This is a genomic window from Nocardioides lentus, from assembly GCF_039529515.1.
Taxonomy (GTDB): Bacteria; Actinomycetota; Actinomycetes; order Propionibacteriales; family Nocardioidaceae; genus Nocardioides; species Nocardioides lentus.
Window position 1 is genome coordinate 386,549 of the sequence record NZ_BAAAMY010000001.1, and the last position, 13,773, is coordinate 400,321.

General features: G+C 74.4%; 13 protein-coding genes. 7 read left to right on the forward strand and 6 right to left on the reverse strand.

Annotation, left to right across the window (positions count from 1 at the left end):
- Positions 1-19 precede the first annotated feature (19 nt).
- Positions 20-748 carry a tyrosine-protein phosphatase gene (locus tag ABD158_RS01835; protein ID WP_344002854.1) on the forward strand — a complete coding sequence of 243 codons (729 nt, stop codon included), beginning with the start codon at positions 20-22 and terminating at the stop codon, positions 746-748.
- 67 nt (positions 749-815) lie between these two features.
- Here ABD158_RS01835 and ABD158_RS01840 read toward each other — a convergent pair whose 3' ends face one another.
- Together ABD158_RS01840 and ABD158_RS01845 are read right to left on the reverse strand one after the other, a co-directional pair.
- Positions 816-1,907 carry an inositol-3-phosphate synthase gene (locus ABD158_RS01840; RefSeq protein WP_344002857.1) on the reverse strand — a complete coding sequence of 364 codons (1,092 nt, stop codon included), beginning with the start codon at positions 1,905-1,907 and terminating at the stop codon, positions 816-818.
- 4 nt (positions 1,908-1,911) lie between these two features.
- The gene (locus ABD158_RS01845) at positions 1,912-2,580 is read right to left on the reverse strand and encodes a PadR family transcriptional regulator (RefSeq protein ID WP_344002859.1); all 669 of its coding nucleotides are present in this window, start codon (positions 2,578-2,580) and stop codon (positions 1,912-1,914) included.
- A 338-nt stretch (positions 2,581-2,918) separates the two neighbouring features.
- On the opposite strand from ABD158_RS01845, the gene ABD158_RS01850 reads away from it, so the two are divergent.
- Together ABD158_RS01850 and ABD158_RS01855 are read left to right on the forward strand one after the other, a co-directional pair.
- Positions 2,919-5,177: a transglycosylase domain-containing protein gene (locus tag ABD158_RS01850; protein WP_344002862.1), complete on the forward strand. Its 2,259-nt coding sequence runs from the start codon at positions 2,919-2,921 to the stop codon at positions 5,175-5,177.
- A gap of 51 nt (positions 5,178-5,228) precedes the next feature.
- Positions 5,229-6,593, forward strand: coding sequence for a glycosyltransferase family 87 protein (locus ABD158_RS01855; RefSeq protein WP_344002865.1), 1,365 nt, complete (start codon positions 5,229-5,231; stop codon positions 6,591-6,593).
- Here ABD158_RS01855 and ABD158_RS01860 read toward each other — a convergent pair.
- Positions 6,554-7,639 (reverse strand): alanine racemase, encoded by a 1,086-nt coding sequence (locus tag ABD158_RS01860; protein WP_344002868.1) that lies wholly within the window; start codon positions 7,637-7,639, stop codon positions 6,554-6,556. The genes ABD158_RS01855 and ABD158_RS01860 overlap by 40 nt on opposite strands.
- 4 nt (positions 7,640-7,643) lie before the next feature.
- Positions 7,644-8,789, reverse strand: coding sequence for a lipid II:glycine glycyltransferase FemX (locus ABD158_RS01865; RefSeq protein WP_344002870.1), 1,146 nt, complete (start codon positions 8,787-8,789; stop codon positions 7,644-7,646).
- A 113-nt stretch (positions 8,790-8,902) separates the two neighbouring features.
- Here ABD158_RS01865 and ABD158_RS01870 point away from each other — a divergent pair, with 113 nt between their 5' ends.
- The 4 genes from ABD158_RS01870 to ABD158_RS01885 are packed head-to-tail and all read left to right on the forward strand — an operon-like array spanning position 8,903 to position 11,422.
- On the forward strand, positions 8,903-9,253 hold the full coding sequence (locus ABD158_RS01870) for an SAV_915 family protein (protein WP_344002872.1): 351 nt from the start codon (positions 8,903-8,905) through the stop codon (positions 9,251-9,253).
- The gene (locus ABD158_RS01875) at positions 9,250-9,558 is read left to right on the forward strand and encodes a hypothetical protein (RefSeq protein ID WP_344002875.1); all 309 of its coding nucleotides are present in this window, start codon (positions 9,250-9,252) and stop codon (positions 9,556-9,558) included. The genes ABD158_RS01870 and ABD158_RS01875 overlap by 4 nt, the downstream gene beginning before the upstream one ends.
- Positions 9,555-10,745 (forward strand): hypothetical protein, encoded by a 1,191-nt coding sequence (locus ABD158_RS01880; RefSeq protein ID WP_344002878.1) that lies wholly within the window; start codon positions 9,555-9,557, stop codon positions 10,743-10,745. The genes ABD158_RS01875 and ABD158_RS01880 overlap by 4 nt, the downstream gene beginning before the upstream one ends.
- Positions 10,736-11,422, forward strand: coding sequence for a hypothetical protein (locus tag ABD158_RS01885; protein ID WP_344002881.1), 687 nt, complete (start codon positions 10,736-10,738; stop codon positions 11,420-11,422). Before ABD158_RS01880 ends, ABD158_RS01885 begins: the two co-directional genes overlap by 10 nt.
- 31 nt (positions 11,423-11,453) lie before the next feature.
- Here the strand turns inward: ABD158_RS01885 and ABD158_RS01890 are convergent, their stop codons facing one another.
- Positions 11,454-12,254: a deoxyribonuclease IV gene (locus ABD158_RS01890; RefSeq protein ID WP_344002884.1), complete on the reverse strand. Its 801-nt coding sequence runs from the start codon at positions 12,252-12,254 to the stop codon at positions 11,454-11,456.
- A gap of 10 nt (positions 12,255-12,264) precedes the next feature.
- Positions 12,265-13,683, reverse strand: a complete 1,419-nt coding sequence (locus tag ABD158_RS01895; protein ID WP_344002887.1) for a threonine dehydratase — start codon at positions 13,681-13,683, stop codon at positions 12,265-12,267.
- Positions 13,684-13,773 lie beyond the last annotated feature (90 nt).

Consider the following 13,773-nt stretch of genomic DNA (forward strand, 5'->3'; position numbering starts at 1 on the left):
CGCAGCGACCGACGGCCCGATGAGCCGCGAGGTGGCGGCCGACGGGCTGCACAACGTCCGCGACCTCGGGGGCCTGCCCACGGCACGGGCGGCCGCCGGCCTCACGTCGTACGGCGTGGTGGTGCGCGCGCCGCGCCGGGAGCTGCTCACCGCGCGGGGGTGGGAGCAGCTGCGGGCATACGGCGTCCGCGCGGTCGTCGACCTCCGCAACGACGACGAGCGCGGGCCGCGGCCGGGTGACCCCGACCCGCCGTCGCGGCCCGGCGCGGGGGTGACGGTCCGGCACCGCCCGACCGAGGACCCGGCCCACGCGGAGTTCGTCCGCGTCTGCGGGCCCATCCTCGACCGGCCGGCGTACTGGGGGCACAACCTGCGTCTGCTGCCCCACCTCGTGGCCGACGCGCTGAGCGCGGTCGCCCGGTCCGAGGGGGCGGTGCTGCTGCACTGCTCCGCGGGCCGCGACCGCACGGGGATGCTCAGCGCGCTGCTGCTCGCTCACGCCGGGGTGGCGCCGGAGGTGGTCGCCGACGACTGGGAGCTGTCGGTGCGCGCGATGCTCCGCCGTCCGCCGTGGAGCGGCGCGGAGGACCACCTGACGACGCTCGCCCCGGACGCGCTCGAGGCCTGGGTCGCGCGGGGGCGGCGCGAGGTCGTCGCCCTCGTCGACCGCGACGTCGACGCGCTGCTCGCGACGGTGGGCATCGCGGCCCGGGACCGGCGGAGCCTGCGCGACCGGCTGACCGGCTGACCGGGCCGGCGCCGGACGCACGAGACCCCCGGACCGGTCGGTCCGGGGGTCTCGAGGTGGATCGGGATCAGACGGTCGCGTCGCCCTTGATGAACGCCTCCACGCCGGCGCGACCCTCGTCGTCCGGGCGCTGGATCGGCGGGGACTTCATCAGGTAGGTCGCCGCGGCGTGGACGGGGCCACCGAGGCCGCGGTCCTTGGCGATCTTCGCCGCGCGGATGGCGTCGATGATGATGCCGGCCGAGTTGGGGGAGTCCCAGACCTCGAGCTTGTACTCGAGGTTCAGCGGGGCGTCGCCGAACGCACGACCCTCGAGGCGGACGTAGGCCCACTTGCGGTCGTCGAGCCACTGGACGTAGTCCGAGGGGCCGATGTGCACGTTGCGGTCGCTGATCTTGTTGGCCAGCTCGCCCTGCAGGTTGGAGGTGACGGCCTGGGTCTTGGAGACCTTCTTGGACTCCAGGCGGTCGCGCTCGAGCATGTTCTTGAAGTCCATGTTGCCGCCGACGTTGAGCTGGTAGGTGCGGTCCAGCGCGACGCCGCGGTCCTCGAAGAGCTTCGCCATCACGCGGTGGGTGATCGTGGCGCCGACCTGCGACTTGATGTCGTCGCCGACGATCGGCACGCCGGCGGCCTCGAACTTCGCGGCCCACTCGGGGTCGGAGGCGATGAAGACGGGCAGGGCGTTGACGAAGGCGACGCCCGCGTCGATCGCGCACTGCGCGTAGAACTTGGCGGCGTCCTCGGAGCCGACGGGCAGGTAGCAGACCATCACGTCGGCCTGCGCCTCGCGGAGCACGGCGACGACGTCGACCGGCTCGGCGGCGGACTCCTCGATGGTCTCGCGGTAGTACTTGCCGAGGCCGTCCAGGGTCGGGCCGCGCAGGACGTCCAGGCCCAGGGTGGGCACGTCGGCGATCTTGATCGTGTTGTTCTCGGAGGCGTTGATCGCCTCGGAGAGGTCCTTGCCGACCTTCTTGTCGTCGACGTCGAACGCGGCGACGAACTCGACGTCGCGGACGTGGTAGTCGCCGAACTCGACGTGCATGAGGCCGGGCACCGTGGCGGACGCGTCCGCGTCGCGGTAGTAGTGCACGCCCTGCACGAGGGAGGTCGCGCAGTTGCCGACCCCCACGATGGCTACTCGTACGGAACCCATCGGTTCACTCACTTCCTTCTCGGCGCCCGGAGACGGGCATCGGGTGGTCTGGCTGGATCTGGTCGGGCTCGTTCTGGTCCTGCGGGTCCTGCGGGTCCTGGGGGCCGGACGGGCCCGCCCGGTCACCGGGAGCCGTGCCGTTGCGCTCCGCGGTGATGAGGTCGGAGAGCCAGCGCACCTCCCGCTCCACGGACTCGACGCCGTGGCGCTGGAGCTCGGAGGCGTAGCGGTCGGCCTCGGCGCGGGTGCGGTCGAGGTCGCTCTGCACGCGGGCGAGGCGCTCCTCGAGCCGCGTCCGACGCCCCTCGAGCACGCGGAGCCGGCTCTCGAGGTCAGTGCGCGAGAAGAACGCGAACCGGACGCCGAAGCTGTCGTCCTCCCACGCGTGGGGGCCGACCTCCGCCATCAGGCGGGCGAACTCCTCGCGGCCGGTGTCGGTGAGCCGGTAGACGATGCGCTGGCGTCGCGTCGCCGGGGGCGGCGTGACGACCTCCTCCTCGATGAGCGAGGCCCGCAGCATCTTCTTCAGCGTGGGGTACAGGGAGCCGTACGACAGCACGCGCCCCCAGCCCAGCATGAGGTTCAGGCGCTTGCGCAGCTCGTAGCCGTGCATGGGTGACTCGTCCAGCAGTCCGAGGACTGCCAGCTCCGTCGTCTCTCCGCGTCTGACCATCGCGACCTATCGTAGCGATATATCCACGCGACGTGACACCGCGTTGTATCGCGTGTGGCGCGACTCACGCGGGACCGCGTCGAATGGCGTCCTCCCCGCGCGTCGCTACGCTGGGGGACTGCTTCGCGCCTGAACCACCCCGTCACCGGGGCCGGACGAGCGGGCGCTGCCCCCGGGTCGACCCGGGATCGTCATGTCGCCGAGCAGTCGGAGAGCCAGTGAGCGGGAAACGCAGGGCGGCCGCGCCCGGGACCACCGGGCGGGCCACGGGCCGCGCGGGCCGGTCCGCCAGGGGCCGTCGCGGAGGTCTCCTCCGTCGCCTCGTCGTGTGGACCGGGGTGACCGTGGTCCTCGCGCTGATCGCGGGGGCCGTCGCGTTCGTGGTGCTCTACCAGACCACCGACGTGCCCGACCCCAACGCGGACTTCCAGACGCAGACCAGCTTCGTCTACTACCGCAACGGCGACACCGAGCTCGGCGAGTTCGCCACCCAGAACCGCGTCTCCATCGACCTCGAGCAGATGCCGGCGGACCTGAAGGACGCGGTGATCGCCGCGGAGAACCGGACCTTCTGGACCGACCAGGGCATCGACCCCCGCGGCATCGTGCGCGCGGCGTTCTCCAACGCCCGCGGCAACAGCACGCAGGGCGCCTCGACGATCACCCAGCAGTACGTGAAGATCCTCTACCTCAGCCAGGAGCAGACCCTCAGCCGCAAGGCGAAGGAGGCGCTGCTGTCGCTGAAGATCCAGCGTCAGCAGTCCAAGGAGGAGATCCTCGAGGGCTACCTCAACACCATCTACTTCGGCCGCGGCGCGTACGGCGTCGAGGCGGCCGCGCAGGCCTACTTCGCCACCCCCGCCGCCGAGCTGACGCTGCGGCAGTCGGCGTTCCTGGCCAGCGTGCTCAACAACCCGGGCCGCTACGACCCCGACGGCGGCGACCGCGCCGCGCTCAAGGAGCGCTACGCCTACACCCTGTCCGGCATGGCCGAGATGGGCACCGCCTCCGAGGCCGAGGTCGAGCGTGCCTCCCGCGCCCTGCCGAGGTTCCCCGAGATCGAGGCCGAGAGCCGGTACGCCGGCCAGCGCGGCCACGCGCTGGAGATGGTGCGCTCGGAGCTCAACGAGCTCGGCTTCAGCGACGCCGACGTCGACGGCGGCGGCCTGCGGGTCACCACGACCTTCGACCAGCAGGTGATGGAGGCCGCGGAGGCCGGGGTCGCGGCCCAGCGGCCCGAGGGCTTCGGCGCCGACCTCCACATCGGCGTCGCGAGCGTCGAGCCCGGCACCGGTGCCCTGCGGGGGTTCTACGGCGGGCAGGACTACCTCGACTCCCAGCTCAACTGGGCGCGCGAGGGCGGGCAGGCCGGCTCGACGATGAAGGCGTACGCGATGGCCGAGGCCATCGAGCAGGGCTTCTCGCTCAACGACACCTTCGAGGGCAACTCGCCCCTCGTGCTGCCCGACGGCTCGGAGATCGGCAACCAGGGCGACACCGACTACGGCTCGGCGATCACGATGCTGACCGCCGCCGAGAACTCGGTCAACACGGCGTTCATCGACATGACGGAGCGGATGAGCGACGGCCCGGAGTCGATCATCGACCGGGCCAACGCGATGGGCGTCCCCCCGGCGCAGACCCCCGAGCGCGACCCGTACGGCATCCCGACCGACAGCCCCGGGCTGGAGCCGGTGCTCGGCGTCGCCCTCGGCAACGCGACGGTCAGCCCGATCAACATGGCCAACGGCTACGCGACCATCGCCGCGGAGGGTCGCGCCGCGGAGGTCCACGTCGTCGAGCGCGTGACGGACCGCGAGGGCAACGAGCTGTACGCCCGGGACGCCGGCGAGGACGGCGGTACCGAGCAGGCGATCAGCGAGGACGTGGCCGCCGACGTGAGCTACGCCCTGCAGCAGGTCGTGACCTCCGGGTCCGGCTCGGCCGCCCTGGACCTGGGCCGCCCCGCCGCGGGCAAGACCGGCACGGCGACCAACGGCGACGACGAGGTGTCCTCGTCCTGGTTCGTGGGCTACACCCCGCAGCTCTCGACCGCGGTGATGTACGTCCGCGGCCAGGGCAACGAGCAGCTCGACGGCTGGCTGCCGGAGTTCTTCGGCGGCTCCTACCCGGCCCGCACCTGGACCGACGTGATGGGCCGGGCCCTGGAGGGCACGGACGTGCTCGAGTTCCCCGAGCCGGTCTTCCTCGACGGCGAGGCCCCCGACGGCTCCGTGCCGGCGCCGACCGCGCCGCCGGAGACCGAGGCGCCCGCGCCGCCGCCGTCCCAGGAGCCCCAGCCCGAGCCGCAGCCGCAGCCGCAGCCCTCGGATGAGCCGAGCGTCAGCGAGCAGCCCGACCCCGAGCCGCCGCCGACCCCGGACGAGCCGACCGAGGACCCGACGACCCCGCCCGTGGTGCCCGAGCCCACGCCCGACGACCCGGGCACCACACCGCCGGCCGGCGGTGGCACCGGCGGCGGCACGGGTGGCACGGGCGGTGGCGGCGGTGGCGGCGGCACCGGCGCCGGCGCGGGCGGCGCTGCGGGCGGTGGGTCGGGCGGTGGGTCGGGCCGCGGGCCCGGGCGCGAGCGGTAGCGGACCCTGACGAGCGAGCAGCGGGTCCACCCGACCCGCGACGACACGGTGGTGGCGGGCCTCGCGGAGGCGGTGGGCGGCCCGCTCGGCTCGCGCGCCGGCCGGCACCGCTGGTTCACGCCGATGCGCGTGGTGCTGCTGCTCACCGCGGTCTGCTTCGCGCTCGGCATGGTGCAGAAGGCGCCGTGCTTCGACGACACCTGGAACGACGCCGACCAGCGCTACGCCGCGATGTGCTACTCCGACCTGCCCTACCTGTACACGGGGCGGGGGTTCGCCGAGCTCGCCTGGCCGTACGCCGAGGCGACGGCCGAGCGCTACCAGGTCATGGAGTACCCGGTCGCGATCTCCTACCTGGCCTACGGCACCGCGGCCGCCACCCACCTCCTGCTCGGCACCGACGACCTCGCCGAGCGGTCGCAGCGCCCCGTCGACGCGCTCGCGGACCCGGAGCGGCTCGACGCCGAGGTCCGCTGGTTCGTGATCCTGAGCGCCCTCGCCCTGGCGGCGATGACGCTCGGGGCCGCGGCGCTGCTGGTCCGGGTCAACCCGGGGCGGCCCTGGGACGCGGTGGCCTTCGCGGTCTCCCCGGCGCTGGCCCTCACCGGCCTGGTCAACTGGGACCTCCTGGCCGTGCTGCTCGTCGCCGGCGCGCTGTGGGCCTGGGCGCGCGAGCGGCCCCTCCTGACGGGGGCCCTGATCGGCCTGGGGGTCGCCGCCAAGCTGTACCCGCTGTTCCTGCTGGGGGCCGTCCTCGTGGTCTGCCTGCGGCGGCGGGCGTGGTCGGACCTGGCGGGCGCCTCGCTGGCCGCCCTGGTCGCGTGGCTCGCGCTCAACCTGCCCGCGGTGTGGTCCTCCCGGAGCTCGTGGGAGGTGTTCTGGTCGTTCAACTCCGAGCGTGGCCCGGACCTGGGCTCGCTGTGGCTGGTGTGGGACCAGGTGACCGGGTCGGCGACCTCGGCCGACGTGGTCAACCGGGTCTCGCTGGTGCTCTTCGCGCTGTGGTGCGTGGGCGTGCTCGTGGTGGGCCTGCGGGGACCGTCCGAGCCGCGGCTGGCCCAGCTGGCGTTCCTCGTCGTCGCCGGGTTCCTGCTCGTCAACAAGGTCTACTCACCGCAGTACGTGCTGTGGCTGCTGCCGCTGGCCGTCATCGCGCGCCCGCGCTGGCGCGACCTGCTGGTGTGGCAGGCGGGGGAGGTCCTCTACTTCGCCTGCGTCTGGTGGTACCTCGCGGGCACGCTCGAGGCGGGCAGCGGCGGCGACAGCCCGTTCTACTGGGTGGCGATCGTGCTGCGGGTGGCCGCGGAGCTGTGGCTGGTCGCGGTCGTGGTCCGCGACGTCCTGCGCCCGGAGCGCGACCCGGTGGGGCGCCCGGGTCAGTCGAGGGTGACGTCGTCGAACGACGTCGTCGTGTAGCGGACCCGCACCGAGACGCGCTCGCCCACGGCGGGGACGCGGGATCCCGACGGCAGGAAGAGCATCGACGCCTGCATGTGGGGCGGCTCGGCGAACAGCCGCTGCTTGCCGTCGATCGAGAACGGCGAGCGCGTCAGGCCGGCCGCGTCGAGACCGCCGCGGGCGACGGTGACCGCGCGGGCCTTCAGCGACTGGTCGCCGGGGGGCGCCTCGAGGCCGATGCCGTGGGCGGTGCCGCCGCTGACGACCAGCAGCGTGCCGGCGCGCGGGGTGGAGCGACCGCGGTAGCCGAACAGCGTGCCGCGCTCGACGGGGTGGGCGTCGAGGACGGTGGCCTCGACCCGGAGCGCGCCGCGGTCACCGAGCCACAGCGCGGTGCCGACGCGGGGCCGGATCCGGAAGTCGGCGTACCGGGCGCGCAGCGTCGTGAGCTCCTCGGGGGTCAGGTGGCTGACCCAGACCGTGCGACGGGCGGGGTCGCTCGCGCCCTGGGGAGCGAGGCCGGCCGCGACGACGTCGTTCATGAGCCGCTCGAACTGCCCGATGTGCGAGCCCTGCGCCAGGGGGAGGTGCAGCGCGACGCCCTCCAGGCGGGCCCGGGGGTGCTCGCGCAGCAGCTCGACCGCCTCGCGCAGCCCGCTCGCGTCGAGCCCGTGGCGCAGCATGCTGGTCATGCGTTCGAGCACGAAGCGCGCCGACGGGTCATGCCCGAGCAGGGCGACGAGGTCCTCGACGCGGCTCACGGTGTGGATCAGGCGGGGGTCGGGGGTGCGATCGGCCACCGCGGCCAGCGAGTGGCCGAAGGGCCGCCACGGCGTCAGCACGAGCAGCGACCCGCCGAAGCGCTTCTCGACCTCGCCGAGCTCGGCGTACGTGCCGACCGCGACGGTGTCCACACCGAGCCAGTCGCTCTTGCGGGCCAGGCGACCCAGGCCGAAGCCGTAGCCGTTGCCCTTCAGGACCGGCACGAGGCCGGGGTTGGCGTCGGCGCAGGCGCGCAGGTGGCTGCGCCAGCGCTCGCCGTCGACGACGAGGGAGAGGCTCACGGGGTCACCTCCGTCGCTTCAGGTAGGTCTGGAAGGCCGAGTAGAGCACCCGGTTGACCGGCAGGTCCCACTCGCCGGCGTACTCGACGGCCTCACCCCCGGTGCCCGCCTTGAACTGGATCAGCCCCACGTGGGGGTCGTCGGCGTCGAGGGTCTCGGTGATGCCGCGCAGGTCGTAGACCGCGGCGCCGGCCGCGAGGGCGTCCTGCACCATCGCCCACTGCACCGCGTTGGAGCCGCGGACCTCGCGCTTCTCGGTCGACGACGCGCCGTAGGAGTACCAGGCGTGCTCGCCGACCCGCACCGCGATCGTCGCGGCCACCAGGTCGCCCTCGTGGTGCGCGGTCCACAGCGAGATGCGGTCCGGGTCCTCGGCGCCGAGCGCGGCGAACATCCGGGTGAAGTACGACGCGGGGCGCGGGGTGAAGCCGTCCCGCTCCGCGGTGTGCACGTACAGCTCGTGGAACGCGGCCAGGTCGGACACGTCGCCGGCGGGGGCCTTGGTCACCACGACGCCGGCCTTGTCGGCCTTCTTGATGTTGCGGCGCCAGAGCTGGTTCATCCCCTTCAGGACGTCCTCGGGCGTGCGCTGCTCGCCGGCGGCGTCGGTGAGGGGGATCCAGAAGACGTGACGCGGCTGGCCCGCGGCGAACCCGCCGTCGGTGCCCTGCGGTCGCCAGCCCAGCTCGTGCAGGCCCGAGACGACGCGGGCGCCGGTGGTCTCGCGGGCGGTGGGGGCCAGGTCGCCGAGGCGGTGCACCTCGGGATCCGCCACGCCGGCCTTGACCGTCGCCGCGTCCCAGCGGCGGACGACGACGGGCGGGCCGATGCGGATGCCGAAGGCGCCCTTCCGCCGCAGGTGGGCCACCATCGGGTCGAGGTGCGCGCGCAGGTCGCCGCCCCAGTCGAGCACCGGACCCTCGGGCAGGTAGGCCAGGGAGCGCCGGAGCCTCGGCAGGTCGCGGTACAGCACGAGCCCCGCACCGACCGGCTCGCCGTCGCGCTCCCACAGCAGCGACTCGTGGCGCCACTCATTCTTCACCGCCGCCCACGCGGGGGTCTGCAGGAAGCTCGCGGAGCGCCGCGACGCGAGGAAGGCCAGGTGCTCGGCGGGGCTCGCCGTCCGCACGGTCAGGTCGCTGGTGCTCATCGTCCCCACGGTATCGGTCGCCGGTGCCCGGGTTTGCGGCGACGGCAGCCGGGTAGGCGGAGGTGGCCACGGGTCCGGGACGGAGCGGCCCACCGCCACGAGAGGATCCCACGGTGACCGACGACGTCCCTCCTGCGCCGGACCGGCCGTCCCCCACGCCCGCGGTCGGCGACACCCTGCCGGACGGGTCGGTCCGGGTGGTGTCCCCGCCCGTCGTCTACCTGCCCTGCCGGCTGGACGCGGACGGCGCGCTGAGCGAGATCATGATGGTCAGGCTCGACGACGGGCGAGCTGCCCTCATGGCCTACTCCGCCCTCGACCGCCTGGGCCGGGCGTGCGGTGACGCGCACCCGTGGGTGCTGTGGGAGACCGAGCGCCTCGACGAGATCAAGGACCTGAAGCACTTCGACGCGGCCTACCTCGACGTCGCGCTCCCGAGGGCGATGCGGTTGAGCACCTCGTGACCCGCGACATCAGGCTCGGCGCCACGACGGGGGAGGACATCGCTCGTCAGCACGACGATGGGGCCCGCGAGATCGCCGACACGGCCCGCTCGATGCCGGAGGGCGTAGATGCCGGTCTCGGGTCGGTGCACGTCGGACGGATCATCGCGGGCGTGGCGGAGACGGCGGCCGGTCTCGCCGACATCGGCTCCGCGACGGCTGTCGTGGTGAGGGACACCGACGGCGAGTTCGGCGAGACGGAGGCCGAGGTCGCGCGGGTGATGCGCGACATGGGCGACGACCTCGAGAGCGACGGGTCCCGGTGATCGACACGGAGGTGCGCGGTTCGGTCCCCGCGGTGCGGGCCGCCGCCACCTGGCTGAGGGAGACCCTCCGGTCCGGGGTGGAGGGCGCCGGCGACTCGACGGCCCGGGCCCGGCGCACCGCCGAGAGCGAGTGGGACGGGCACGCCGGGAACGCCTACGCCGCCTTCGCGCGGACGTTGCTCGAGCACACCGACGACCACGAGAAACGCATCGGTCGAGCCGCCGACGCCCTCGACGACTACGCCGCTCACCTGCGGGGAGTCAAGGGCGAGATGGCCAGGGTCCGGGGGGCGGCGAGGGCCGGGGGGCTGGAGGTGGACGGGCAGGTCATCGCCGAGCCCCCGGCGGTCCCTCCCCTCGCGGGCCTGCTCCCGGGGAGCAGCGCGGCGGACCGCGACGCCTGGGAGGAGGACAAGGCCCTGCACGACGCCGGAGTCGACAAGCTCGAGCTGTACAACCGGCTGAGCGAGGACGTCGGACGTGAGTACCAGCGGCACAGCGACTGGATCGAGGCAACCCTCGGGCCCGCCCGTGACGACGCGGAGGAGGACGGCGGGGTCGGTGCCCTGACGGTGGAGCTCAGCTCGCAGTGGGGTCCGCTCCTGCGGGGGGCCGGGTTCGAGATCGGTGAGCTCCTCCTGACCCGCCGCGCGCAGGACGTGGTGAACCAGGCAGCCGCTCATCGACGCGAGGCGCGCAAGATCGCCGAGGCCGCCCGCTCACGCCGGGCTGGGGCTCGGAGGGACCGGGCCAGGACCCCGGAGGCGACCGAACGGCGCGACGCGCACCACCGCGACGCCCGCCAGCTGGGCGACCAGGCGAAGTGGCTGCGACGCGGCGCCAAGCTCCTCGGACCGTTCGGCCTGGCGGTCGACGGCTACTTCGCCTGGCAGGACATCCAGGACGGGGAGTCGCCCACCGGGGTGGTGCTCAGCACCCTCGGCGGGGCCGCGGCCACGGCGGGTGTGCTGGCCCTCGGTGCCGCCGGGGTCATCACCGCACCCGCGTGGGGGACGGCCGCCCTGGCCGTCGGCGCAGGGATCGCGGTCGGGGCCGCCGTCAAGTTCGGCTGGGACGCCCTGCCGGACGGGTTCACCGACGGCGTCGACGACGCGGTGTCGGACGCCGCGGACGCGGTCGGTGACGCGGTCTCGGACGGGTGGGACAAGGTGACGTCATGGCTGTGACGAGGCTGAGGGTGCCGGGCTGGTCCGTGCTCGTGGTGCTCGCGATCGTGGTCGTGGGCACGGTGGGGCTCCTGCTGATGGCCCGCGAGGCGGGGGGCTGGACCGGGTCGGGCGTCGGCCTCGCGGCGGTGGGCCTGGCGATCCTGGGTCTGGCCTTCGCCTGGGCGGCCCGGCCCGCCCACGGCGTGATGCCGCCCGAGACGGAACCGCTCCGCGGGTCCGTCACGCTCGCGGTCCTGGTGGGGGTGGGCACGGTGCTCGGCCTCGTCGGCGCCGGGGTCACGTCGTGGTTCCTGCTGTCGGAGCCGGCGTCGGGCCTCGGGCGTCGGGGCCAGGGGGCCGGTCTGGTGCTGGCGGTCGCCGTCCTGGCATCCGTCCCGACCCTCGTCCGCGCCGGGACCGGTCGGCTCCACCTCTGGTGCGTGTCCACCGACAGCGACGGGCTGCGCTACCGCGGGGGCCGGACCGACCGGACGATCGCGTGGGACGCGATCGGCAGCGTGGCCCTCAACGAGGTCGGCACGCAGGTCGTCGTGCGTCCCCGTGCGGACGGGGAGCCCCCGCTCAGGTTCTCGGCCCTGTGCTTCGACGTGCCGGCCGGTCGTGTCGTCGAGAGGATCGAGGCGGCGCGGGGCCGACGCCGACCGCGCGGCCCCGGGCCCGTCCCCTGGCGCTGAACCGCTGCGGCCGTGGCCGGGGACGCGGCGCTCAGCTCGTGCGCTCGCGCAGCCAGGCGAAGTCGGCGCGGTGCTCGGCGGCGCCACCGGGGGTCTCGCAGATCACGGGCGCGCCTGCGTCGGCGACGACCTGCGCCAGCAGCTGGGCGTCGATGCGACCGGAGCCGAAGTTGGCGTGGCGGTCGGCGCCGGAGTCGAAGTCGTCGCGGCTGTCGTTGGCGTGGACCAGGTCGATGCGACCGGTGATGGCCAGGACGTCCTCGACGACGGTCTCCATCGGGTTGCCGCCGGCGTGGGCGTGGCAGGTGTCGAGGCAGAACCCGACCTGCTCGAACCCCTCGGCCGCCGACACCGCCTCCCACACGCGCGCGATCCGGTCGAGGTAGCGGGTCATCGCGTTGTCGCCCCCCGCGGTGTTCTCGATCAGCAGCGGCAGGGTGAGGTCGGTGGCCTCGACGGCCTTGCGCCAGTTGTCGAAGCCGGTGGTGGGGTCGTCGTCCTTGCCGACGTGGCCGCCGTGCACGATCAGGCCCTTGGCGCCGATCGCGGTCGCGGCGTCGACGTGCTTCTGCAGCAGCTTGCGCGACGGGATCCGCAGCCGGTTGTTGAGCGTCGCCACGTTGATGACGTACGGCGCGTGCACGTAGAGGTCGATGCCGGCCGCCTCGGCGTCGGCCCGCAGCTGCTCGGCGCCGCCCTCGCGCAGCACCTCGGGGGAGGCCTTGAAGTCCTGCGGGTCGGCGAGGAAGAACTGCACCACCGTCGTGTCGCGGGCCTGCGCCTCCGCGACCGGGTCCTCGCGGGCGACGTGGGCACCGATCCTCAGGGTCATGGCCCCGAGTCTAGGAACCGTCGCCGACGCCGGGCGCCCCGGCGAGGGCGGCGAGGAGCACGTCGGCGTCGCAGTTGCCGCCGCAGTGGACCACGGCGACCCGGGTGTGGGACGCGGGTCGCGCGGTGTCGGCGAGCAGGCCGGCCAGGGACAGCGCCCCCGCGGGCTCGGCGAGGTTGTGGGTGGCGCGGTACATGAGGGCCATCGCGTCGCGGGCGGCGTCGTCGCCCACCCGGACGACGCGGGAGACGCCGGCGGCGAGGATCCGCACCGCGTCCGGGTCGGGGACCCGGCAGGCCACGCCGTCGACGACGGTGTCGGCGGTCTCGGTGGACACCGGCTCGCCCGCCGCGTGCGACAGCGCGTACGCCGGGGCGCGGTCGGCGACGACGCCCACCACCTCGGTCCGCAGGCCGAGCAGGTCGCGCACCGCGACGTTGGCCGCGGCGCCCGAGCCCATGCCGACCGGCACGTAGACGACGTCGAGGTCGGGCACGGACGCGTGCAGCTCCGCGGCGTACGTCGCGACGCCGGCGACGAGCGCCGGGTGGAAGGCCGACACCCCCACCAGGCCCTCGGTCCGGGCGAGGTGGTCGGCGTGCTCGCGGGCCGTCTGGAAGTCGTCGCCGTGGACGACGAGGCGCGCCCCGTAGCCCTCCATCGCGCGGTTCTTGTCGGGGCTGTTGCCCTCCGGCACGACGATCGTCACCGGGACGCCCGCGGCGGCCCCGGCGTACGCGAGGCTCTGGCCGTGGTTGCCCCGGGTGGCGCTGACCAGGCCCGGGAGACCCTCGCGACCGCGCTCGGCGAGCAGCCGGTCGAGCAGCACCAGCCCGCCGCGGACCTTGAAGGCGCCGGTCGGGCAGTGGTTCTCGTGCTTGACCCAGGTCTCGACGCCCGTGACCTGCTCGAGCAGCGGCCAGCGCCGGGTGGGGGTGGCGCGCACGTGGCGGCGCACGACGGCCGTGGCGGCGCGCAGCGTCTCGTCGGTGAGCGCGAAGGGGTCCTCCGGCGCCGCGGCGGAGCGGGGGAGGAGGGGGGCCTGCGGGGTCGGGTAGTGACTCGGCGGGGGTCCGGAGGCGGCCCGCACCTGGCTGAGCGTGAGCGGGACGTCGGCGGCGCTCGCCCGACCGGCGCGCAGGTGGCCGCAGAAGTCGCGGAGCATCACCAGCCGCGCGGTGGCGGTGGGGTTGCCGATCCGGGCGCGGCGGCCCTCGCGCACCCGGGCGAGCATCGGCGCGGAGATCCCCAGGGTGGAGGCGAGCTCGCGCGCGTCGATGCCGAGCAGCTGCTCCATCTCGCGGGCCAGGTCGTCGACGGGCGCGCCGTACAGCCGGGCCTGCTCCGCCCGTCGCGCGGCGTCGTCCGCCGCCTGGGCCCCGTCGGCCGCGGGGCCGTCGGGTGGAGGCGGCGGCTGGTGGTGGCTCACCGGCGCACGGTACCCGCGCGACGCCGCGCCCCGCACGGCTCGGCGGTGGTTTGCCCGGACCCGTCCCCGGGCATGACCCCGGCCTCAGCC

Bases quoted from the DNA above. Each gene is read 5' to 3' on its own strand.
- ABD158_RS01845 (WP_344002859.1), bottom strand. From the start codon at position 2,580: ATGGTCAGACGCGGAGAGACGACGGAGCTGGCAGTCCTCGGACTGCTG.
- ABD158_RS01840 (WP_344002857.1), bottom strand. From the start codon at position 1,907: ATGGGTTCCGTACGAGTAGCCATCGTGGGGGTCGGCAACTGCGCGACC.
- ABD158_RS01835 (WP_344002854.1), top strand. From the start codon at position 20: ATGAGCCGCGAGGTGGCGGCCGACGGGCTGCACAACGTCCGCGACCTC.
- ABD158_RS01885 (WP_344002881.1), top strand. From the start codon at position 10,736: ATGGCTGTGACGAGGCTGAGGGTGCCGGGCTGGTCCGTGCTCGTGGTG.
- ABD158_RS01865 (WP_344002870.1), bottom strand. From the start codon at position 8,789: ATGAGCACCAGCGACCTGACCGTGCGGACGGCGAGCCCCGCCGAGCAC.
- ABD158_RS01890 (WP_344002884.1), bottom strand. From the start codon at position 12,254: ATGACCCTGAGGATCGGTGCCCACGTCGCCCGCGAGGACCCGGTCGCG.